Source organism: Flavobacterium sp. UBA6195, assembly GCF_002422095.1.
Taxonomy (GTDB): domain Bacteria; phylum Bacteroidota; class Bacteroidia; order Flavobacteriales; family Flavobacteriaceae; genus Flavobacterium.
This window is the reverse complement of sequence record NZ_DITB01000124.1, coordinates 11841-34380: the sequence shown is the minus strand read 5'-3', so window position 1 is coordinate 34380 and position 22540 is coordinate 11841. Positions and strand designations below refer to the sequence as shown.

Genomic DNA, 22540 nt, shown 5'->3' with positions numbered 1-22540 from the left:
TTAAACACATAGACACATTAGAAAAACTATGCGTTGAATTTAGGCGTTGCACTTGACATAGAACACATTTAATTGTACGTTTATTCTGAAACAAAACTTCTTCAAAGAACCAATCCCAAGAAAGCCTTTTGATGGCTATCTAACCCCGATAGGAGCGACATCTCGCCTTGGCGAATATAGCGGATAGCGGGAAAATGGATGGCAAGGAAGCCCAAAACACTCGTTTTAAAGAAAATAAGCGATTATTATTCGATTTTTTTTGAATTTACGCAGTGCTTTAGTATCTTCACACCTTATTAGTAACCTTAAGCATTTACACAATGTCAGAAGCAACACATGATAACCTGCAAAACGCAGATGGACAAGACCAAATGGAACAATTAGATGGTGTTACCATTATTAGTCAATCGGTATTAGAGGAAATAGACAATTCTAATGCGGAAGAAAGCGAAGATGATTCGATAAAAGAAAAGCACGAAATTCCGGTATTGGATTACGATGCAATGTCGATGGAAGCCTTAACCGATGAGCTGGAAAAATTAGTCAACAACGAAAAAGTAATGGCAATTAAAGACCATGTAGAAGGGATTAGAAAAGCTTTTTCGGACAAATACCACCATTTTATAGACGAGAAAAAAGAGGAATTCTTAGCTCAAAACAACGAAGAAGGTTTAGATTTTGAGTATCACTTTCCTTTAAAAAATAAGTTTGATGGCATTTACAACGCGTACAAAGCTAGTAAAGCGAAACACTTCAAACAATTACAAAACAATTTAGAGCAAAATTTCGCCGTTCGTGAAAACTTAATTGAAGAGTTGAAAAACTTAATCGATTCTGGTGATTCGAGCATTAGCGATATGTTCAAGAAAGTAAACGACATTCGTGAGCGTTGGAAAAATGCAGGTGCAATTCCAAGAGATAAATACAACATCTTGTGGAACAACTACCATTTTCACATGGAGCGTTTTTACGACATCATGCATTTAGACAAAGAAGCGCGTGATTTAGATTTGAAAAACAATTTAGAGCAAAAGCAAGCTATAATTTCCAAAGCAAAAGAATTGTTGAACGAAACTGACGTAATGAAAGCGTTCCGTGAATTGCAATTGTTACACCGCGTTTGGAAAGAAGAAATTGGTCCGGTTGATCGTGAACACAGAGAAGCGATTTGGAACGAATTCAGCGAAATTACCAAACAAATGCACGATAAACGTGAAGGTTTATATGCTGAAGCAAGAGCAAAAGAATCAGACAACTTAGCGGTTAAAAACGAAATTATTTCGCAAATCATCGCTTTAGGAAACGAGAAAATCGATTCGCACAGTGGATGGCAAGCGCAAATTCAGAAAATGGAAGCGTTGCGTGAAGCATTCTTTAAAGCAGGAAAAGTGCCAGCGGAAGTAACAGAGGAAACTTGGGCTAACTTTAAAAATGCGGTTCGAGCTTTTAATGCGAATAAAAACGTTTTCTATAAAGACATCAAACACGAGCAACACGAAAACTTAAATAAAAAGTTAGCCTTAGTAGAAAAAGCCAAATCGTTACAAGACAGTTCTGATTTCGCTGCTACAACTCCAATTATGAAGAAAATTCAAGACGATTGGAAGAAAATTGGGCACGTACCTCGTAAATATTCGGACAGTGTTTGGAAAGACTTTAAAGATGCTTGTAATGCGTATTTCGACAGAATGCACGAAGCAAGAAATGCCGAAACTAGTGAAGAGGTAGAAGCATTTGAAAAGAAAAAAGCATTCTTAGAAGAGTTGAAATCATTCGCTTTAACGGGCGAACACAAAGCGGATTTAGATGCGATAAAAGCACACATTGCAACTTGGAAAACCTTTGGAAAAGTGCCTTTTAACAGAAGACACATCGAAGGAAAATTCAATAAGATTTTAGATGCTTTGTTTGAAAAACTAAGTATGTCTAAAAAAGACACCGAAATGATGCGTTTTAACAATCGCTTAGAGCAATTAGCAGAAGGCGACGACCGCAGAGCTTTAGAACAAGAGCAGTTCTTCATCAGAAAGAAAATCGACGAAGTACAAAGCGAAATTTTCCAATTAGAGAATAATATTCAGTTTATTAGCAGTAGTTCGAAAGGTGAAAATCCTTTTATTAAAGAAGTTCAGAAAAACATTGAACGCCACAAAGACGACCTGAAATTGTGGAAAGAAAAGCTACAGCAAATTAAAAATATGTAAGATGGAATCCCGGGTTTAGGCTCGGGATTTTTCAAAAAAAACTCTATGAAAAACATCTTTATCCTTTTTATCTTTTTAGTTTCTAACTATTCTTTAAGTCAAATCAATCCAAAAGATTCCACTTTTCAAGCCATTGGCTATTGGGATTTGAACGAAGAGCAACAATACAAAATCACACATTCCAAATACAAAGTAACTGGGAATGATTCTATTTTAAAAAGTAAAGTAGACTTTACACTGAATATTAAAATTACTGACTCAACAGCTAACTCTTACACAATTGAATGGCAGTATTCTGATTTTAAAACCAATGTTAAACATCCCCTACTTTCAAAAATTATCTCTGTAAATGAAAATAGAAAAATTATTTTCAAAACAGATGAAATGGGAGGTTTCAAAGAAATTTTAAATTTAGAAGAGTTAACTAGAGATTATCAAAAGACACTTGATATACTTAAAAAAGAAATTTCAAAGTCTGACAAAGAGTTAGTTGCATTAATTAAAAAATTTGAAACCTTGTACACTGAAAAATCGGCTGTAAATAGTACCACTACAAAAGACATTAATCAATTTTATAATTTTCATGGTGGGGCGTATAAATTAAATGAGGTTTTAGAGGGTGATTTAAAAGTTGATAATCTTTTGGGTGGCGATCCCTTTGACGCAAAAGTTTATGTTGAATTAACCGAAATTTCTGAGGATAACGATTTTGTCGTACTATTACTCGAACAATATGTAAATCAAGAACAACTTGCGAAGGAAGCAATACGTTTTGGAGAAAAAATAACTGAACAAAAAATAAGTGCTAAGGATAAAAAAGATATTGAAAAACTAGAGCACAGCATCATTTTAACAAGTTCTATTCACAATACGGGTTGGCCTTTATATTCAATGCAAGTTACAAATGTAAGTTTAGATGGAAATACTAACGTTGAAATTAGAGAAATTGAAATTATTTTAGACGAAAATTAAAAAGGTAAATCAATTTATTTTTCTAACATGACAATCATTTTCATAACACACTAATATATCGTCTTTACAGAACTTCCTAATCGTTGTGTTTATTTTACCGATTTCCCGTTCCAAAGGAACTAAAAAAAGTGAATACAACTGTTGTAAAATGCCGTTAGGCATGAAATATGGGTAACATAAAGTAATATAGCAGGTAAAAATACCGAAGGGATGGCATAAAAGAGATGCTTGACAGCATTACAAACTGTGCGTGATATGCGTTATGTGATGCTTCGTTACCTCAGCATGACAAACTGCACTTTAAAAACTTTGCGTACTTAGTGCCTTCTTTGTGCTCCTTGTGGTTAAACATGAACACTGCGACTGACCACTGAACACTACAACTTCTTCGCTTCTTCCCAAAAAACATCCATTTCCGCTAGCGTCATATCCATTAACGGTTTGCCTAATTCGGTGGCTTTGCTTTCTAAATATTGGAAACGTTTGATGAATTTTTTATTGGTGCGTTCTAAGGCGTCTTCTGGGTTTACTTTTAAGAATCTTGCGTAATTTATCATGGAGAACAAAACATCTCCAAATTCGGCTTCTATTTTGTCTTGATTGCCGGCTTGTACCTCAACTTGGAGTTCGTTTAGTTCTTCTTGTACTTTGTCCCACACTTGGTGCGGTTCTTCCCAATCAAATCCAACACCTTTTACCTTATCTTGAATGCGACTTGCTTTTACTAATGCTGGTAAACTTTTAGGCACACCTTCTAATACTGATTTCTTGCCTTCTTTCAGTTTTAGTTTTTCCCAATTTTGCTTTACTTCATCTTCGTTCGCAACTACCACATCGCCATAAATATGCGGATGACGATCGATTAATTTATCGCAAATGGAATTCGCTACATCGCCAATATCAAACGCATTGGTTTCGCTTCCTATTTTCGCATAAAACACAATGTGTAACAATACATCACCTAACTCTTTCTTGATTTCTTCCAAATCGTTATCTAGAATAGCATCGCCTAATTCATAGGTTTCTTCAATCGTTAAATGACGTAGACTTTCAAGTGTTTGCTTTTTATCCCACGGACATTTTTCGCGCAAATCGTCCATGATATCTAAAAGTCGGTTGAAAGCTTGTAGTTGTTGTTGGCGTGTGTTCATTTTGGAGTTGAATTGTTAAATTGTTGAATTGTTAAATAGCCTGAAAATTGTTCTTGCTTCTGTAAAAATAAAAAATCCCACGTGGAAAACGCAGGATTTTAAAGTATAATTTTTCCAATGCTTATTCAGCAGCTGGAGCTTCTTCTTCTTTTACTTCTTTAGATAACGCTTCTAACGAAACGAAACCTTTAGGTTGTAACAAATTGTACCAGTTTAAAATTTTCTTGATGTCAGAAGTATATACTCTATCTTCGTCAAATTCTGGTAAAATTTCTCTGAAGTATGCTTTTAATTTTGCATCGTCTTCTTTATGAGACATTGCCATACCGTCGTTTTCTTTCGTAGCAATTGCTTTGAAAACTTCTGCTAAACGCACTTCTTCAGAATACGTATAAACTGCAATTTCTGATAACAAACTTACGTTAGCTCTCATTCCTACAGTTATCTTTTTTCCGTCTAATAAAGATTCGGCAACAAATCCTGTACGTGTTTGAATTTTTAATTCATATAAACCTGGTTTCCCAGAAATAGCTAATATTTTTTGAATGCTCATGTTTCTTACTTATTAAGGTAGGCAAATATATTATTTTAAAGTAAAAAGTGAAAAGTAAAAAGTAAAAAGTTTAAAAGAAATTAAATTTTACTGAATACTGCAATTAACGTCCTTTTTTGTTTACGTATTTCATTTTATAATCAGGTCTTGCTTTACCATCCATGATGTTTTGCAATTTCTTCCCAATTAGCTTCTTTTTCAACATCGATAAGTGATCGGTAAATAAAATTCCTTCGATGTGGTCGTACTCATGTTGGATAACACGCGCGATTAAACCATCATATACTTCAGTCTTCTTATTGAAATCTTCGTCAAAATATTCAATTGTAATGGTATCATGGCGAAAAACATCTTCACGCACATCTGGAATACTCAAACAACCTTCGTTGAATCCCCAAATATCGCCTTCTTCTTTGATGATTTTTGCATTAATGAACGTTTTCTTGAACTCTTTCATTAATGCTGCTTCTTCTTTAGAAACGTCATCACTATCGCTAAAAGGTTCGGTATCTACAATAAACAAGCGAATCGGTAACCCAACTTGTGGAGCCGCCAAACCAACGCCATGTGCATGATACATTGTGTCATACATATTAGTAATTGTTTCTTTAAGATTCGGATATTCTGGTGTAATGTCCTCTCCTACTTTACGTAAAACTGGTTCTCCGTATCCGTATATTGGTAAAATCATAATCTGTAATTTCTAATTTCTAACTTCTGAATTCTAAATTTCGAGTGCAAAAGTACTATTTTTTATAACGTAAATAATCTTGAAGTATAATTGTTGCAGCAATTTCGTCAACCAACGCTTTATTTTGGCGTTGTTTTTTATTTAAACCACTATCAATCATGGTTTGAAACGCCATTTTGGATGTAAAACGTTCATCTACTCTATTCACAGGCATTTCAGGAAAAGCTGCTTGAAATTTTACCACAAACGCATTGATAATTTCGGCACTTTGCGAAGGTGTACCGTCCATTTGCTTAGGTTCGCCAACAATTACACAGGCTACTTTTTCTTTCGAAAAATAATCTTTTAAAAAAGCAATTGCAGTTTCGGATGGAATTGTAGTTAGCCCAAAAGCTATCATCTGCATTTCATCAGTAACGGCAATTCCTGTTCTTTTGATTCCGTAATCTATGGCTAATATTCTTGACATTTTATTTTTTTACAAAAATAACGCATTTGTTTAACAAAATAGGCACCAAACTTTAAACTATTGATTTTTGCTTTCAAACAAATGATTTATCTTTGCATCACAAATTTTTACAATCATGACCAATTTACAAGCTACAATAGAACAAGCATGGGAAAATCGTGCTTTATTACAAGAAGAAACTACGCAAAAAGCCATCAGAGAAGTTATCGAATTATTAGATAGCGGAAAACTTCGTGTTGCAGAACCAGTTGAAAATGGCTGGCAAGTAAACGAATGGGTTAAAAAAGCAGTAGTGATGTACTTCCCTATTCAAAAAATGGAAACTTGGGAATCAGGTATTTTTGAATATCACGATAAAATGTTGTTGAAACGCAATTATGCAGAAAAAGGAATTCGTGTAGTTCCAAATGCAGTAGCAAGATATGGTGCTTTTATTTCAAGTGGTGTAATTTTAATGCCAAGTTATGTAAACATTGGAGCTTATGTAGATGAAGGCACGATGGTAGATACTTGGGCAACCGTAGGAAGTTGTGCACAAATTGGAAAACATGTTCACCTTTCTGGTGGTGTTGGAATTGGTGGTGTTTTAGAACCATTACAAGCCGCTCCAGTAATTATTGAAGATGGTGCTTTCATCGGTTCAAGATGTATTGTGGTAGAAGGTGTTCATGTAGGGAAAGAAGCGGTTTTAGGTGCGAATGTGTGTTTGACTGGTTCTACTAAAATTATTGACGTAACAGGAGATGAACCTATTGAATACAAAGGAGTTGTTCCGGCTCGTTCGGTAGTAATTCCTGGAAGTTATACGAAGAAATTCCCAGCTGGCGATTATCAAGTGCCTTGTGCAATTATCATTGGGCAAAGAAAACCTTCAACCGATTTGAAGACTTCTTTAAATGATGCATTGAGAGAATACAACGTAGCGGTATAAATGAAAATTTTAGTCATACAACAAAAAGTTATAGGAGATGTCTTAATAAGTTCTATTATTTGTAATAATCTTAAAACTGAATATCCAGATGCTCAAATAGATTATTTGGTGTATGACTTTACTTTACCTGTACTTGAAAACAATCCTAATATTGATAATATTGTTGTTTTTGACAGTAAAAAACATAAAAACGGGCTCAATTTAATTTTATTTGCTTTAAAAATTAGAAAAGAAAAATATGACATCGTAATTGATGCATATGCTAAATTAGAAAGTGGAATTATTACATTACTTTCTGGTGCAAATAAAAGGATTGGTTTTAAAAACAAAGGATTACAAATTGCTTATAATACAAAAGTTAACCATGCAGATGAGCCCAAAAGTTTTTACGGATTGGCAATTGAACGAAAAATAAGTTTATTTGAACAATTGATTCATAAAAATAATATTGATCCTTATCCAAAGTTATTTATAACGGATTCTGAAAAAGAAGAGACTAATATTCTATTTAAAAAAAATGGAATTGACGGTGATACTGATAAAGTAATTATAGTAAGTATTTTTGGTAGTGAAGCTTCTAAAACCTATCCTGAGAACTATCTTTCAGAAGTAATTGACTTTGTTGCTGCCAATTTTGATGTTAAAATACTTTTTAATTATACTGAAAACCAAAAAGAAAAAGCAAAAAAACTATTTAACACTTGTAACAAATTAACACAAGAAAAAATTGTTTTTGATTTGATTGGCACCGATTTAAGGTCACTAATTAAAATTGTAAATAACTGTAACCTAATGATTGGTAATGACGGTGGAGCTATAAATATTGCCAAATCACTTCAAAAACCAACATTTACTATTTTTTCACCGTGGATAAAAAAGGAAAGTTGGAGTGTTTTTGAAGATGGCAAAAACAATATTGGAATACATGTTTTTGATTATTTTCCTGAATTAAAACAAGATTTATCAGCCAAAGAATTAAAAGAAAACAACAATATGTTTTACAATAAACTTACTCCAAATTTATTCATGGAGTCACTTTCAAACTTTTTAAAAGATCATTTAAAATAACATGCAGAAATTTTTAATTTACATAGCACATCCATACAGTATTCCAATAGGAAGACCTTTAGATGCCGAAATTAAAAAAAGAGGCTTTGAGGCAAAGTGGTTTGTAGAAATTGAGGCAACTAAAAGTAAATTATCTAAAAACGAAAATCTTCTTAATACAGTTGATGAAGTTATAAATTACAAACCCGATGTCGTTTTAGTTGCTGCAAATGAAGTTCCTCATTTTTTTCCTGGAATTAAAGTACAAGTTTTTCACGGCTTTAGTGTTAACAAAAGAAATAAAGACAAAGGCCATTTTAGAATTAGAGGTTTCTTTGATTTATATTGTACTCAAGGACCGTCTACAACAACTTATTTTAAGAAATTAGAAAAAAAACATAGTTTTTTTAAAGTAGTAGAAACAGGCTGGTCAAAAGTTGATGTGTTATTTCCAAAAACAGAAAGTAAAAAAGATTCAAAACCCACACTATTTCTTGCTTCAACATTTACAACCTCATTAAGTTTAGCTCATAATAATGAAGTTTATAATGTTATAAAAAAATTAATAGAAAATAATGAATGGAATTGGATTATCAATTTACATCCAAAAATGGATGCTGAAATTGTTCAAAAATTTAAACAATTAGAACAATATGATAATGTAACATACATTCCTTTCTTAGATTCATTACTTCCATTAAAAAACGCTGATGTATTAATTGCAGATACTTCTTCAATTATTACAGAGTTTATGATTCAAGAAAAACCAGTTGTTACATTTAATAACAACAAACCGTTTGACTATTTCATAAATACACTTGAAGCTAAAGATTTAGAGAAAAACATTCGCTTAGCTCTTAGCAAACCAAAAGAGTTAATGGATAAAATAAGTGTTTTTATTAATAATGAACATCCTTATTTCGATGGAAAATCTAGTGAACGGATTATTAGTGCAAGTCTTGATTTTTTAAATTCTAAAACCAATACCAAATTAAAGAAAAAACCATTAAATCTTATTCGCAAGTTTAAAATGCGTAAGAAATTTAATTACTTTAAAAATTTCTTTAAAAGCAATTAAATTTTATCTTTGGCTAAAGATTTTTTTACATGAAAATATTAGTAACAGGTGCAGCTGGATTCATTGGGTTTCATTTATGTCAAAAGTTTATTGCTTTAAACCATGAAGTAATAGGGCTAGATAACTTAAATGATTATTATGACCCTAATTTAAAATTAGCTAGGTTAAATGAGCTAGGTATTGTTGAGAAAAACCTTTCTTACAATAAATTATACGAAAGCGCATTAGGTAATAAGTTTAAGTTTACTAAAATTAATATTGAAGACAGAGAAAATCTACCTACTTTATTTGAAAAAGAAAATTTTGATATTGTTATTAACTTAGCTGCCCAAGCTGGTGTTAGATATAGTATTGAAAATCCTTTTGTTTATGCAGAGAGTAATGTAATGGGGTTTTTAAACATCTTAGAATGCTGTAGAAATTTCAAAATAGAAAAACTTCTTTTTGCAAGTAGCTCAAGTGTTTATGGTTTAAATGAAAAAATTCCGTTTTCAACTGAAGATAATGTTGATCATCCAATAAGTTTATATGCAGCCACTAAAAAATCTAATGAATTAATGGCGCATACTTATAGTTATTTATACAATATTAAAACAATTGGTTTACGCTTTTTTACAGTTTATGGACCTTGGGGAAGACCAGATATGGCTATGTTTTTATTTACTGATGCCATTTTAAATAATCGTCCTATTAAAGTTTTCAATAATGGTAATTTATCTCGAGACTTTACCTATATAGATGATATTATTAATGGAATAACTGCTATTGTTGATCAATTTGATACTATTAATTTATCAGATAAAAAGTATAAAATTTATAATATTGGAAACAATGAACCTGTAAAACTAATTGACTTTATTTCTGAAATTGAAAAGAATACAGGAATTACTGCCGAAAAAGAAATGTTGCCAATGCAACCAGGAGACGTAGAAAAAACTTGGGCTAATATTGATGAATTAATTACTGATACTGGCTATACTCCTAAAACAAGTATAAAAGAAGGGGTAGCTAATTTTATAAATTGGTATAAAAACTATTACAAAGTTTAAAGTTTGTAAATTCCGTTATTTACTTTTATAACATTATGTTTCCTATTATATCTTCTAATTGTATTGTTTTTCTCAATGCTTTCTGATGATTTATAAGAACGTTTATGGTCTAAATGAATACAAACTGCACTATAACGAATTTGTTTTGCCTGAATTCCTAAATTAAATAATCGTTCACCAACTTCCCTATCCAAACCACCATATTGCATTTCTTCATTAAATCCGTTTACAGCTAGTAAATCTGTTTTAAAACAAGAAGTATTGTGACCATTGAATGTTTTCTTTGTTGGAGTTACCCAATTTAAAAATTGACAAACCCATTTATTCTCTATTAATTTAGATAATTTAAATGATTTTTCAACACCATTATTAATTAGCCATTTTATGCTAAAGCAATCACCATTTTCAATTTCTAATGGTGAAATACTGTTTGATGTAAACATTGGTAATTTAAAATAACCGCCAGATAAAAAATAGCCTTTTTCTTTATTCTTTAAATGTTTTTCTACAAAATCCTTTCTTGGAATACAATCTCCATCAGTAAAAATTAAATAATCTGAATTGGTTTTTAAAACTGCTTTATTCAGTATTTTACATTTTTGAAATCCTTCATCGGGTTGCCAAACATGTATAATGGGATACTTAAATTTAGATGAAAAAGAAGCAATAACTTCTTTCGTTTTTTCAGTGGAACCATCGTCTGCAATTACTACTTCAAAATCCTTCTCGGTTTGGTTGCAGTAACCTTCGAGAACTTTTGCAAGCCATTCTTCCGAATTGTAAGTAGTAATAATAACAGATACTTTCATCTAATGAATTAAAAAGTGAAAATACTACTTTTTCCAGAACTTTAATTTCTTTTTCAATCTTTTTTTTCTGTAAAACTGATGTTGAAATTCCTGTGTAGCTTTCCACATGGCATTGAAAACCATTTCTTTATTTTCTCCTGATAATTTTGCATATTCATCGCTCATAATAGCAATAATAGCTTCGCTTGATGTTAATTTCGAAAAGTTTTTCATACGCTCTTCAAAAGTCAATTTTTTATCGAAATTGGTTCTATTTAAATCTACTAAATAAAAAGCATATTGTCCATTTCCTAAATCTTTAATCAAAGTATTTCCTGTGGAATGGTCAATAAATTCAATATTAGCTTGGTGTAACTTATAGGTAAAAGCAACAAATTGTCTTAAAACAGCTTCTTTTTTCACCTCATCTTCCATTTTTAATAGTTCTCGATATCTAAAATCGCTCTTTAGAAACTCGCTAACATAATAGCTGTCGTTTAATCCTAGACTATCAAAATTCTCATAATAAGCAATTGGTTTTGGCGTACCAATTCCCTTTTCCAACAATAATTTTGCATATTCAAACGAACGCTTTGCTTTACTTTTTCTAAAATAAGTATACATTATTTTATTGAAAAGATGTGGTTTTTTGAATGCTTTAATACAAATTGTACTGTCTTCTAAATCAAAAATCTTGATGCTATTTCTATTTCCTTCATAAATAAAAGTGCCTAAATTGTAATAGTTAGTAACACAATTTTGGATGACTTCTTTTTTATATAAAAATTCGGGATTAAAAGTACTTTTCATAATGCGAAAATAAAACAATGTTGGCGATTTACCTTCAAATATAAAATAATTTATAGTTTTGTGGTATCAAAAAAAAATCCTTCATGAATATCTTCAAATCCATAAAACGAAATTTAATCAAAAGAAGTGTTATTCATTCTATATTAGAAGCCGAGCAACACAATAACGATGTGATTAATATTCATAGAATCGATAAAAAAAATATTGGAGATTTTTATTGTGCTCCACATCATTATTTTGATGTTTTAAAAGGAAAGAGTCTGGATATTTTTGATTACAAAAGTGAAGATAAAGAAGTTAGAAATCATTTTATTAATGAAATTTCTGAACGTTCTTTAATTATAGGTGGTGGCGGTTTATTAAATCGTGATGGTTTTGTGATGCAAATGAAGATGTTTGAAAAGTTAACTACAAAAGGAAAGAAAATCGTACTTTAGGGAGTTGGTCACAACGAAAAATCGCCAAAAACATACGGTAAAGTTTCAAAATACAATATTGACATCAATAAATTTGGATTAGTTGGAACTAGAGATTACAACATGCCAGGCGAATATGTTCCTTGCGTAAGTTGCATGCATCCTATTTTTGACCAAAAATTTGAAGTTAAAAATGAAGTTGGCGTTGTTTTTCACAAAGACACATTAAAAAAAGAAAGCATTACTAAAAAATATCAAAATTTTGCTACTTCTTCAAACACTACTAATTTAGAAGACTTAATTGCATTCATTGGAAGTTCAGATAATATAATTACTGATAGTTACCACACCATGTATTGGGCTATGTTAATGGAAAAGAAAGTTATTGCAATACCAAATTCTTCAAAATTTTACGATTTTAAACATCAACCTATCATTTCAACTTTTGATGAAGCTTTACATCATTTGAATAAAGGAACAACATACAATGGTCTTTTGGAAGAATGTAGAGAAAGTAATCTTAAATTTGCAGAAAAAGCATTCAATTATTTAAATCTTTAAGATGGAAATCAACACTGAAGTACACAACGCATTTGAAGTCATCAAAAACGGAGGCATTATCTTATATCCAACCGACACCGTTTGGGGAATTGGTTGCGATGCCACAAATGAAGAAGCTGTAAAAAAAATTTATGCTTTAAAACAACGTGAAGAAACCAAAAGCATGATTGTTTTACTTAATGGTGAACGCATGATGTACAACGTTTTCAAAGAAATTCCAGATGTAGCTTGGCAAATTTTAGATTTATCGGAAAAGCCAACTACTTTAATACTAGACAATCCTCGAAATGTAGCCAAAAACATAGTTGCTGAAGATAACACTTTAGGAGTTCGATTAGTTACCGAACCTTTTTGTTTTAAACTAATGGAACGCATGAAAAAACCATTAGTTTCCACTTCAGCTAATATTTCAGGCGAACCTACTCCAAAAACTTTCAAAGAAATTAGTCCCGAAATTATAAAAGGTGTGGACTATGTAGTAAATTTGCACCTCGATAAAGTTTGCAAAAATCCTTCTACAATTATTAAATTGGGTTTAGATAGCCAAGTAAAAGTGATTCGCAAGTAAAAAAAAAGCACCGCAGATTCGCTGATTAAAATAGTTTTATGGAAGAATTTTTATATAAAGACAAAACTTATCAAATTATTGGAATTCTATTTGAAGTCCATAAAAATTTAGGAAAAGGTTTTTCTGAAATTGTATACAAAGACGCCATTGAATTTGAGTTGCAACAAGCAAACATTCCATACGAAAGAGAAAAAGAATACGTAGTAAACTATAAAAACACTGTATTGAAACATAAATTTTATGCTGATTTTGTAGTTTTTAACGAAATAATATTAGAAATAAAAACTGTCGATTGTTTTAACAATGCTCATTACAATCAATGTTTAAATTATTTGAAAGTTTCAGGAAATGAATTAGCACTTTTAGTTAATTTTAATTCTGTATCTCTTGAACACAAAAGAGTTGCCCTTTCAAGAAAATAAAAAATCTGCGAATCTGCGGTAATAACATGAATTACAAACAACATTTAGAACATAACATCTTCAAAATCATTTCGCAAGCAGCCCATGAGCTTAACTTGGAATGCTATGTGATTGGTGGTTTTGTTCGCGATATTTTACTTGAACGAGATCACAAAAAAGACATCGACATCGTTGCCGTGGGTAGCGGAATTGAACTAGCATTAAAAGTATCCGAGTTGATTCCATTTCATCCAAAAGTACAAGTTTTTAAAAACTATGGAACTGCAATGTTGCGCTACGATGACATTGACGTGGAATTTGTGGGCGCTAGAAAAGAATCCTATACTCATGACAGCCGAAATCCATTAGTGGAAAATGGAACCTTAAAAGACGACCAAGAACGAAGAGATTTCACGATAAATGCTTTAGCTTTTTCATTGAATTCTGAAAACTTTGGTGATTTAGTTGACCCTTTCAATGGTGTGGAAGATTTGAAAAATAAAATCATCAAAACACCTTTAAATCCAGATATTACGTATTCTGATGATCCATTGCGTATGATGCGCGCCATTCGTTTTGCTACGCAATTGAATTTCGAAATAGAATCAAAATCTTTAGAAGCGATTTCAAAAAATAAAGATAGAATCAACATCATTTCAGGCGAACGAATTGTTGATGAATTGCACAAAATTTTAGCTTCAGATAAACCTTCTATCGGATTTTTACATTTATATCAAACCGGCTTATTAGATATTATTTTACCAGAATTAACAGCTTTAAATAATGTCGAAGAAGTTGAAGGTCATACGCATAAAAACAATTTTTATCACACTTTAGAAGTGGTGGATAATATTTGTCCCAATACCGATGACGTTTGGTTGCGATGGGCTGCATTATTACACGATATTGGTAAAGCACCAACTAAAAGATTCAACAAAAAACAAGGTTGGACGTTTCACGGACATGAATTTTTGGGTGGAAAAATGGTCAAAAAAATATTTGAACGTTTGCACATGCCGTTGAATCATAAGATGAAATTCGTGCAAAAAATGGTTATGATGAGTTCGCGACCTATTGTAATTGCGGAAGACATTGTTACCGATAGCGCAGTTCGTCGTTTAGTTTTTGATGCAGGCGAAGATATCGATAGTTTGATGACTTTATGTAAAGCCGATATCACGACTAAAAATCCAAAGAAATTTCAGAAATACCACAAAAACTTCGACATCGTAAAAGAGAAGATTGTAGAAGTTGAAGAAAAAGATAGAGTTCGAGTTTTTCAACCACCAATTTCAGGCGAAGAAATCATGGAATTATTTGGTTTAAAACCATGTAGAGAAATTGGAGTTTTAAAAGAAGCCGTTAAAGAAGCTATTTTAGAAGGCGAAATTCCGAACGAATACGAAGCTGCAAAAGATTTTGTCTTAAACAAAGCTTCAAAAATGGGAATGAAAAAAGTATAAAAATTATAATCTGTTAAAGCACTTTTCAAATACGCATTACGTAAATTTGGGGTGCTTTTTGAATATCAAGAAAAATGAAAACAAATAAATCAGTCATTTATTGGCTACTTTCGGGATGTGTTTTGTTATTTATCATGGTAACTGTAGGTGGAATTACTCGTTTAACCAACTCCGGTTTATCCATGACTGATTGGCATTTAATTAACGACACCTTCCCTCCTATGTCGGAAGAAAAATGGGTAGAAGCATTTGAAGAATACAAGAAATTTCCTGAATATCAATTAATCAATAAACATAAAGATTTTCAATTAGAGGATTACAAATTCATTTTCTTTTGGGAATGGTTTCATCGTTTTATTGGTCGTATTATTGGTGTGGTTTTCATTATTCCTTTCGTTTACTTTTTAATCAAAAAACAATTAGATGCAGCAACTATCAAAAAATGTTTCATCCTTTTGGGAATGGGAGCATTTCAAGGATTTTTGGGTTGGTTCATGGTAGCCAGCGGTTTAAAAGACATGCCAGATGTGAGTCATTTCAGATTAGCGATTCACTTAACGTTTGCTTTTATTACGTTTGCTTATACACTTTGGGTTGCTTTGGATTTAATTTATCCTGAAAGAAAATTACCTGTTGCTGAATTAAGAAAAATCGCCCGAATTGCTTTAGTAATTCTAATCATTCAAATTATTTATGGTGGATTTGTTGCTGGTTTAAATGCAGGATTAATTCACAATCATTGGCCGTTAATGAGCGACGGACAATTCTTCCATGAAAGTATTCAGTTAGAACAATCGAATTTACTTTTAGCATTTACAGAAGGAAAAAGTGGTGTGCAATTCATTCACAGAACATTCGCTTATGTGGTAGTTGGAATGATTGTTTTCTTATTCATGAAAAGCAGAAAATTTGTATTAGACAAAAGACAAGATAACGGAGTTAAAACGTTGTTGGTTTTTGTATTTATCCAATTCCTATTAGGAGTTTTCACCTTGTTATTTCACGTGCCGCTTTGGTTAGGATTAGCACATCAAATTATGGCGTTCTTTTTATTGACTGCCATGACGTTTTCTTTGCATAGGTTTTCAAAATAAATTTTAATGAAAAAAGCTATTCTTATAATCAATATGCTATTTTTAGTTACTTTTTTTTCAAAAGCACAAAATAATGACGATTTAATTTTTAAAGACGGAAATCAAACAATTAAAATTGAGTTTGAAACTAAACAACCTTATTTAGAATTAAATAAAAATACTAAATTTATTGTTTCTGTTGAAAATATTGAGTTACAAAAAACTTCAATAATTGGTAGAGGAATTAGAATTTTAGGTTCAAATAATAAAACTGGTTTTGAATGTTCTGTTTTAGTTGATGAAAATGGGTTAGAAAATGGAAAGTTCAAAATGCGTTTAATCTATTATAATAAAGATGAATTAAAAACACATATTTTCATAATTCCTGTAAAATGATTTCTACCCAATCCACTCCTTAAAATCCCCAACTCGTTCTCTTGCTACAATTACCTCATCGTCTTTGTAAGTTGGTAAAATAATTTTCAATCTTGAATTGGAATAGACTTGAATCTCTTTTACTGCTTTTAGTGGAACTATGAATTTACGACTTACACGATAGAATTCTTTTGGATTGATTTCGGCTTCTACAACTTCTAAAGTGGAATCGATTAAATAATCGCGATTGTCTAAAGTGTGAATATAAGTTCCTTTGTTTTCGCTGTAAAAACATTCTACTTCATCAATTGAAATCACTTTTAATTGTTGGCCAATTTTTACTGAAAATCGCTTTTTATATTCTTTTTCCACTGGATTGACTAACATACGCTTAATCGCTTCAAAATCCAATGAAATATTTTGTGCTTGAGTCCTAGCTTTGAATTTATTGACTGCAACTTCTAAATCTTCTTCATCAATTGGTTTCAATAAATAATCGATACTATTTAACTTAAAAGCTCGTAACGCATATTCATCATAAGCGGTTGTGAAAATCACGGCGCTTTTGATATCGATTTGTTCAAATATCTCAAACGACAAACCATCAGACAATTGAATGTCCAAAAAAATCAAATCAGGATGCGGATTATTTTGAAACCATGAAATAGCTTCTTCCACAGAATGTAACATCGTATTTACTTGCAATCCTAATTTTTCAACCTTGCGTTGCAACAATCGTGCTGCTGGTTTCTCGTCTTCGATAATTAATATATTCATTGTTTTTTTGTTTCAAGTTTCAGGTTCTAGTTTTGTCTGCTAACAGCGACTGAAAACTGTGACTAATTATTCCCACTTATTCGCTTTTTCTTTCTCCATGAATTCTTTAATCTTGCGTTCTTCCCAGTTTTGACCCATAATAAAATCAGGTAAAAATACTGATAAAGCATGGGCTAACAAACCTAATCCCCAAAAGAAAGCGGTGAAGAAATTATGGGCTTGAAAATAACTTTCGCCATCTTTTAAGTTTTGAATATTGATTATCACAATCATAATGTTGATGACTAAATAAACTGCCGCGTGTGTGTAAAAACCTTTTATTTTCTTTACTCTTTTAACCGCTTGATAATATCTTGCTTCTTCGGCATTTGATGGAATAAAGCTTTTAAACGCTTCTTTATCCATTCTACTATTGATTCTATCTTGTAAACTCATGATTTCTTATTTTTTTAAAATTTAATTATTCCCACTTATTGCTTTTCTCTTGACCTTTTTTCAAAATCTCTTGAATTTTTCGTTCTTCCCACGAACTTCCGTAACCAAATACTTTTAATCCATGAAATAACAATCCTAATCCCCAACCTAACATCGGAAACCAAAACCATTGAAATTCAGAAAAAGTTCTAAAATTGATAAACACTAAAACCGGAATTACGATGCAATAGGAAATTAAACTTCCGTAAAACTCTTTTATTTCTTTGACTCTTCTTGATGCTCTGTCATAAGCCGTTTGTTCATTATAATTGTATGTTGTTTCCATAATACTAATTTGTTTGGTTAAAATCGGTAGAAATACTTTGAACTCTTTTTCGTTTTCTTCTACCAATACTTTTCTTTTGGTTAAAATTCCGTAGCGATTCACAATATTTTGTAATCCTACGCCTTTTCGGTCTTGTAAAACTTCTTTCTTTTGAAGATTGTTAGTGATGACTAACTGACCATTTTCAATACTAATCTTTACATGTAGCGGTTTTGCTTCACTAACTACATTGTGCTTGATGCAATTTTCTAATAATAGTTGTAATGATAGCGGAACCACTTTAGCTTCTTCATTATCAAATCCTTCTGGAATTTCAAATGTGATGCTGTTTTCAAATCGCATTTTCAGTAAATTCATGTACGTTTTGGCAAATTTCAATTCTTCAGCAACCGAAACTAATTCTTTGTCTTTTTGTTCCAAAACATAGCGATACACTTTGGATAGCGAAGTCGTAAATTTCTGAGCACTTTCAGGATTTTCCTCTATTAACGAACTCAATACATTCAAACTATTAAAAAGAAAATGCGGATCGATTTGATTTTTTAAACTTTCAAATTGTGCCGAAGCCGTTCCAGCAATAATTTTCTGTTCCTTTAATTTGTTTTCCTGATATGATTTGTAGAAATAAACCAAGTGAATTACCAACGAAACTATAATCGTAATCACCATTGCTACAACATAATTAGCAGGCATTTCGTTTTGAATAAATTCTTGAATCGTTTTGTCTTCAAAGCCAACGTCTTCTAACATTCGCAAAAAGAAAATAGCCAATCCCGAAACAAAAAACGAAGCTAAAAATCCGATTAATAATCGTTTTAAATGAAATCTATTCTTTTCAAAATGTTTATCTAATTGAATAAAAATTAATGCATTGGCAATATAAAGTACCACACTGTACAACATCGTAAAAATAAAATTCCACTTTAATGTTGTAAGACTTGGCAAACTTCTAGTGATTAATAAATTCACGCCTTGAAGTATCGCAAAAATTACAATTCCAATTACTATTGCTTTAACTATTTCTCTTGAATATTTCATTTTAAAAATTTTATTTACAAGCCTTTACAGCTTCTTGTGCTTTGTCTAATCCCCAACTTGGATGAAAAGCCGATTCAGGTTTAAAAGTAGCAAAAAGTTCGATTGCTTTTTCAATTTGGGCACACATTGGTTGCGTATCTTGTCCAAAATATTGCGCCATACCTTTTTCAAACGAAGCCTTTTGAAACACAACTCTCGGGTTTTCAGGAGCTATTTTATTCGCTTTATTCAAAATATACATTACATCGCCCGATAATCTTTGTCCGTTTGTCATTGGATCATATACAATCCAAGCGGTGTGAATCATAGCTTGCATTACTAAAATTTCTGGATTGTCTTGTGCTAACTCGTTACAAACATCTTGTGCTTTTTGAGCTGTTTTCAGTAAAGACTCCATTTTAGTTTTGTCTTTTTCACCAAACGCTTGTGTTGTTGTGATAAAAGCGACGTAATAATTTGGCAACCAATTTGTTTTTTCAACTGAAGCAATTCGTTCTAATTGCGCAACCGCTTCTGTTGGTTTTCCTTCTTTCCAAGTTTGTAAGGCTTTTTTCATTCCTTGATCAAACTGAGTTTGCGCTGATACAATTGAAGCGACAAACATTGCGATGATAGTGATTAATTTCGTCATGATAAATTTTTTTTAATGGTTAAACTGTTCGTTTTTTGATTTTGATTTTGTTATTGTTCTTGCGCTTGAACTATCTTATTTTGATGAAGCAAAGTTGCAACAGAAATCGCACCCATAAAATTGAAACTAACCGAACTGTCATTTTTTGAGGATGAATTGTAACTTTCCCGATTTTAATTACTTTTACCAAAATTAGATTCATGGCATACCAAGATATTTTAGAGAGAATTTATAACGAAGTCATCCAAATCGAAAACACTGGAAAAGTAGCCGATTACATTCCAGAATTAGCAAAAGTCGATGCGAATAAATTCGGAATTGCATTAGTAGATAAACATCAAAACGTATTTACAAAAGGCGATGCTTTGGAGAAATTTTCAATTCAGAGTATTTCAAAAGTTATTACTACTTCGCTTATATTTTCTAAAATTGGAAACGATTTATGGGAACGCGTAGGGTATGAACCTTCAGGAAATTCGTTTAATTCGTTGGTACAATTAGAAAATGAAAATGGTATTCCAAGAAATCCGTTTATCAATGCGGGTGCTTTGGTTGTTGCCGATTTAATGTTAGATCATTTTGAAAATCCAAAAGAATTCCTTCTTGATTTCGTAAGAGAACTGACCGAAAATCCAAATATCAATTACAATGAAAATGTCGCTCAATCCGAAAAAACTTTTGGTTACCGAAATGCAGCTTTGGTGAACTTTATCAAATCCTTTGGAAACATCAAAAACGAACCCGAAGCGGTTTTAGATTTTTATTACCATCAATGTTCTATTGAAATGACTTGCGTTGATTTAGCCAAGTGTTTTCAAGTATTTGCGAATAATGGTGTCATTCCAAAAAGCGATAAAAAATTCCTTTCGACTAGCAAATGCAAACGCATGAACGCCTTAATGCAAATGTGTGGCTTTTATGACCAAGCGGGAGAATTCACGTTTAAAGTTGGGCTTCCTGGAAAAAGTGGTGTTGGCGGTGGCGTAGTTGCTGTTTTCCCAAATCATTACACGGTTGCCGTTTGGAGTCCGAAATTAAACAAAAAAGGAAATTCTTTTTACGGCTTAGAAACCTTAGAGCGATTGACGACTGAAACTTCATTATCCATATTTTAAACTAAAAAAAATGAACAAAGTAATTTTACTCCTTTTAATCTTACCAATTACATTAGTTGGGCAAAATTTTAAAAACCAATTTCAATCTAAATTCAACAATGAGGATTATAATGCGAAAGAAGTCAAAGAAATTCTTGAAAAATGGGAAAAAAGCAATAAAAATGATGTGGAGTATTTCATAGCAGCCTTTAATTTTTATTTCAGAGAATCACAACAAGAATTACTTCAATTGTCAAAAGAAGAGCCTACAAAAAATCAGGACGCATTGGTTTTGACTGATTCTTTAGGAAATAAATCAGGATACCTGCATTCTTATGTTTCTAAAAATGATTCGTTATTCGCCATTTCACAAAGTATTATCGATAAAGCTATTTCATTATATCCGAATCGATTAGATTTACGTTTTGGAAAGATTCATACCTTGGGTGAATTTGAAAAATTTGATTTATTCAGTAACCAAATACTAAATACAATTGATCACTCTAATAAAATCAAACACAAATGGTTGTGGTCAAATGATAAAATTTTAGATGATCCTGAAAACTTCTTTATTGATGCTATTCAAGGATACCAAAACACGCTTTTCCAAGCCGAATCAGATGAAAATTTAAAAAAAGTAGCAAAAAGGATGTATGATACTTTTCCTAATGATTTGTATGTAATTTCCAGTTATGGCGTGACATTTTTAATTGAAAATAAAAATAATGAAGCGTTAGAACTTTATTTAAAAGCAGAGAAAATAAATCCAAATGATACCATTGTACTGAGTAATATCGGATTGATTTACGAACGTCTTTCTGATAAAAAAAATGCTATAAAATATTATCAAAAAATTGAAAAGGTTGGTGATGAACAAGCTAAGGAAATGGCTAGAAAAAAAATCAACGACCTAAAATAAAATCTTATCAACAAATCGCAAAAGCAAAAAAGTTTCTCATAAATAATAATTACTTTTGCTGTTCTTAAAATTTCAAAGATTATGATTTACAAATTCCGAGTAATTCTCGATGCCGAAGAAGATATTTTTAGAGATATTGCCATTGAAAGCGACAACACCTTAGAAGATTTACACAATGCTATCGTAAACGCTTTTGGCTTTGATGGAACTGAAACAGGTTCGTTCTTTACATGTGAAGACGACTGGACTTGGAACGAAGAGGACGAAATCCCAATGTTTGACACTGGAGAAGTTCCAGGTGAAATGAAAACTATGGTAGACTTCAAAATTGAGGATTTAATGCACCAAGACAATACCAAAATGGTCTATGTGTATGATTTCTTTAACATGTGGACATTCTTCTTAGAATTAGCAGCAATTGAAGAAGAAAAAGAAGGCGGTGAAACGTATCCAGCTTTATTATTTTCTCATGGCGAATTACCAGCCGAAGCAGGTCAAAGTGGATTAAGAGGCGATTTATCAGACGAAGATATCTATGGTGACTTTGAAGACGATTTCGATGATGATGATTTCGACATGTTTGATGGCGATGACAGCTTCGAAGACATGGGATTTGAAGAAAATTGGAATTAGCCCCCTAGCCCCCAAAGGGGGAATTTAGGAGGAATAAAACACAACGTTTCTAACTCCTCCCCTTTGGGGAGGTTGGGAGGGGCAAAAC

The 22540-nt window shown here is 31.8% G+C and carries 26 protein-coding genes; 16 read left to right on the top strand and 10 right to left on the bottom strand.

Going from position 1 to position 22540, the window contains the following annotated elements:
• Nucleotides 1-320 precede the first annotated feature (320 nt).
• Together B4I81_RS11110 and B4I81_RS11105 are read left to right on the top strand one after the other, a co-directional pair.
• Nucleotides 321-2204 carry a DUF349 domain-containing protein gene (locus B4I81_RS11110; protein ID WP_291110640.1) on the top strand — a complete coding sequence of 628 codons (1884 nt, stop codon included), beginning with the start codon at nt 321-323 and terminating at the stop codon, nt 2202-2204.
• 45 nt (nt 2205-2249) lie between these two features.
• Nucleotides 2250-3176 carry a hypothetical protein gene (locus tag B4I81_RS11105; protein ID WP_291110638.1) on the top strand — a complete coding sequence of 309 codons (927 nt, stop codon included), beginning with the start codon at nt 2250-2252 and terminating at the stop codon, nt 3174-3176.
• A 377-nt stretch (nt 3177-3553) separates the two neighbouring features.
• Here the strand turns inward: B4I81_RS11105 and mazG are convergent, their stop codons facing one another.
• The 4 genes from mazG to ruvX all read right to left on the bottom strand — a co-directional run bounded on the left by mazG (nt 3554) and on the right by ruvX (nt 6040).
• Nucleotides 3554-4327, bottom strand: coding sequence for a nucleoside triphosphate pyrophosphohydrolase (mazG, locus tag B4I81_RS11100; RefSeq protein ID WP_291110636.1), 774 nt, complete (start codon nt 4325-4327; stop codon nt 3554-3556).
• A gap of 121 nt (nt 4328-4448) precedes the next feature.
• Complete coding sequence (locus tag B4I81_RS11095) at nt 4449-4880, bottom strand: DUF5606 domain-containing protein (RefSeq protein WP_291110635.1); 432 nt, start codon at nt 4878-4880, stop codon at nt 4449-4451.
• A 103-nt stretch (nt 4881-4983) separates the two neighbouring features.
• Complete coding sequence (gene def, locus B4I81_RS11090) at nt 4984-5571, bottom strand: peptide deformylase (RefSeq protein ID WP_291110634.1); 588 nt, start codon at nt 5569-5571, stop codon at nt 4984-4986.
• Nucleotides 5572-5626: 55 nt separating this feature from the next.
• The gene (gene ruvX, locus B4I81_RS11085; RefSeq protein WP_291110632.1) at nt 5627-6040 is read right to left on the bottom strand and encodes a Holliday junction resolvase RuvX; all 414 of its coding nucleotides are present in this window, start codon (nt 6038-6040) and stop codon (nt 5627-5629) included.
• Nucleotides 6041-6155: 115 nt separating this feature from the next.
• Here ruvX and B4I81_RS11080 point away from each other — a divergent pair, with 115 nt between their 5' ends.
• The 4 genes from B4I81_RS11080 to B4I81_RS11065 are packed head-to-tail and all read left to right on the top strand — an operon-like array spanning nt 6156 to nt 10145.
• Entirely contained in the window at nt 6156-6971 is an 816-nt protein-coding gene (locus B4I81_RS11080) for a 2,3,4,5-tetrahydropyridine-2,6-dicarboxylate N-succinyltransferase (RefSeq protein WP_291110629.1), read from the top strand.
• Nucleotides 6972-8039, top strand: coding sequence for a glycosyltransferase family 9 protein (locus tag B4I81_RS11075; RefSeq protein ID WP_291110627.1), 1068 nt, complete (start codon nt 6972-6974; stop codon nt 8037-8039).
• A 1-nt stretch (nt 8040) separates the two neighbouring features.
• On the top strand, nt 8041-9096 hold the full coding sequence (locus tag B4I81_RS11070; protein ID WP_291110625.1) for a UDP-N-acetylglucosamine 2-epimerase: 1056 nt from the start codon (nt 8041-8043) through the stop codon (nt 9094-9096).
• A gap of 29 nt (nt 9097-9125) precedes the next feature.
• Nucleotides 9126-10145: an NAD-dependent epimerase gene (locus B4I81_RS11065; protein WP_291110624.1), complete on the top strand. Its 1020-nt coding sequence runs from the start codon at nt 9126-9128 to the stop codon at nt 10143-10145.
• On the opposite strand, the gene B4I81_RS11060 is transcribed toward B4I81_RS11065, so the two are convergent.
• Both B4I81_RS11060 and B4I81_RS11055 read right to left on the bottom strand, forming a co-directional pair.
• Entirely contained in the window at nt 10142-10954 is an 813-nt protein-coding gene (locus B4I81_RS11060) for a glycosyltransferase family 2 protein (RefSeq protein WP_291110622.1), read from the bottom strand. The genes B4I81_RS11065 and B4I81_RS11060 overlap by 4 nt on opposite strands.
• Before the next feature lie 24 nt (nt 10955-10978).
• Complete coding sequence (locus B4I81_RS11055; protein ID WP_291110620.1) at nt 10979-11743, bottom strand: lipopolysaccharide kinase InaA family protein; 765 nt, start codon at nt 11741-11743, stop codon at nt 10979-10981.
• 83 nt (nt 11744-11826) lie between these two features.
• On the opposite strand from B4I81_RS11055, the gene B4I81_RS11050 reads away from it, so the two are divergent.
• From B4I81_RS11050 to B4I81_RS11020, 7 genes are all read left to right on the top strand, one after another.
• On the top strand, nt 11827-12180 hold the full coding sequence (locus B4I81_RS11050; RefSeq protein ID WP_291110618.1) for a hypothetical protein: 354 nt from the start codon (nt 11827-11829) through the stop codon (nt 12178-12180).
• A 102-nt stretch (nt 12181-12282) separates the two neighbouring features.
• Nucleotides 12283-12720, top strand: coding sequence for a polysaccharide pyruvyl transferase family protein (locus B4I81_RS11045; RefSeq protein ID WP_291110616.1), 438 nt, complete (start codon nt 12283-12285; stop codon nt 12718-12720).
• Between the two features lies 1 nt (nt 12721).
• Entirely contained in the window at nt 12722-13288 is a 567-nt protein-coding gene (locus B4I81_RS11040; protein ID WP_291110614.1) for an L-threonylcarbamoyladenylate synthase, read from the top strand.
• 38 nt (nt 13289-13326) lie between these two features.
• Nucleotides 13327-13710 carry a GxxExxY protein gene (locus B4I81_RS11035; protein ID WP_231842060.1) on the top strand — a complete coding sequence of 128 codons (384 nt, stop codon included), beginning with the start codon at nt 13327-13329 and terminating at the stop codon, nt 13708-13710.
• A 26-nt stretch (nt 13711-13736) separates the two neighbouring features.
• Entirely contained in the window at nt 13737-15152 is a 1416-nt protein-coding gene (locus tag B4I81_RS11030) for a CCA tRNA nucleotidyltransferase (protein ID WP_291110611.1), read from the top strand.
• Nucleotides 15153-15226: 74 nt separating this feature from the next.
• Nucleotides 15227-16246, top strand: a complete 1020-nt coding sequence (locus B4I81_RS11025; protein WP_291110609.1) for a COX15/CtaA family protein — start codon at nt 15227-15229, stop codon at nt 16244-16246.
• Nucleotides 16247-16252: 6 nt separating this feature from the next.
• A complete protein-coding gene (locus B4I81_RS11020; RefSeq protein WP_291110607.1) occupies nt 16253-16621 on the top strand; it encodes a hypothetical protein in 369 nt (122 codons plus the stop codon).
• A 3-nt stretch (nt 16622-16624) separates the two neighbouring features.
• On the opposite strand, the gene B4I81_RS11015 is transcribed toward B4I81_RS11020, so the two are convergent.
• The 4 genes from B4I81_RS11015 to B4I81_RS11000 form a co-directional block, all read right to left on the bottom strand.
• Nucleotides 16625-17377: a LytR/AlgR family response regulator transcription factor gene (locus B4I81_RS11015; RefSeq protein WP_291110605.1), complete on the bottom strand. Its 753-nt coding sequence runs from the start codon at nt 17375-17377 to the stop codon at nt 16625-16627.
• A 66-nt stretch (nt 17378-17443) separates the two neighbouring features.
• Nucleotides 17444-17812 carry a 2TM domain-containing protein gene (locus B4I81_RS11010; RefSeq protein WP_291110604.1) on the bottom strand — a complete coding sequence of 123 codons (369 nt, stop codon included), beginning with the start codon at nt 17810-17812 and terminating at the stop codon, nt 17444-17446.
• Between the two features lie 25 nt (nt 17813-17837).
• Complete coding sequence (locus tag B4I81_RS11005; RefSeq protein ID WP_291110603.1) at nt 17838-19175, bottom strand: 2TM domain-containing protein; 1338 nt, start codon at nt 19173-19175, stop codon at nt 17838-17840.
• Between the two features lie 10 nt (nt 19176-19185).
• Nucleotides 19186-19806, bottom strand: coding sequence for a hypothetical protein (locus B4I81_RS11000; protein WP_291110602.1), 621 nt, complete (start codon nt 19804-19806; stop codon nt 19186-19188).
• Between the two features lie 200 nt (nt 19807-20006).
• Here B4I81_RS11000 and B4I81_RS10995 point away from each other — a divergent pair, with 200 nt between their 5' ends.
• The 3 genes from B4I81_RS10995 (at nt 20007) to B4I81_RS10985 (ending at nt 22452) form a co-directional block, all read left to right on the top strand.
• Nucleotides 20007-20921 carry a glutaminase gene (locus B4I81_RS10995; RefSeq protein WP_291110601.1) on the top strand — a complete coding sequence of 305 codons (915 nt, stop codon included), beginning with the start codon at nt 20007-20009 and terminating at the stop codon, nt 20919-20921.
• A gap of 10 nt (nt 20922-20931) precedes the next feature.
• Nucleotides 20932-21819: a tetratricopeptide repeat protein gene (locus B4I81_RS10990; RefSeq protein ID WP_291110600.1), complete on the top strand. Its 888-nt coding sequence runs from the start codon at nt 20932-20934 to the stop codon at nt 21817-21819.
• 81 nt (nt 21820-21900) lie between these two features.
• The gene (locus B4I81_RS10985; RefSeq protein ID WP_291110599.1) at nt 21901-22452 is read left to right on the top strand and encodes an IS1096 element passenger TnpR family protein; all 552 of its coding nucleotides are present in this window, start codon (nt 21901-21903) and stop codon (nt 22450-22452) included.
• Nucleotides 22453-22540: the final 88 nt, after the last annotated feature.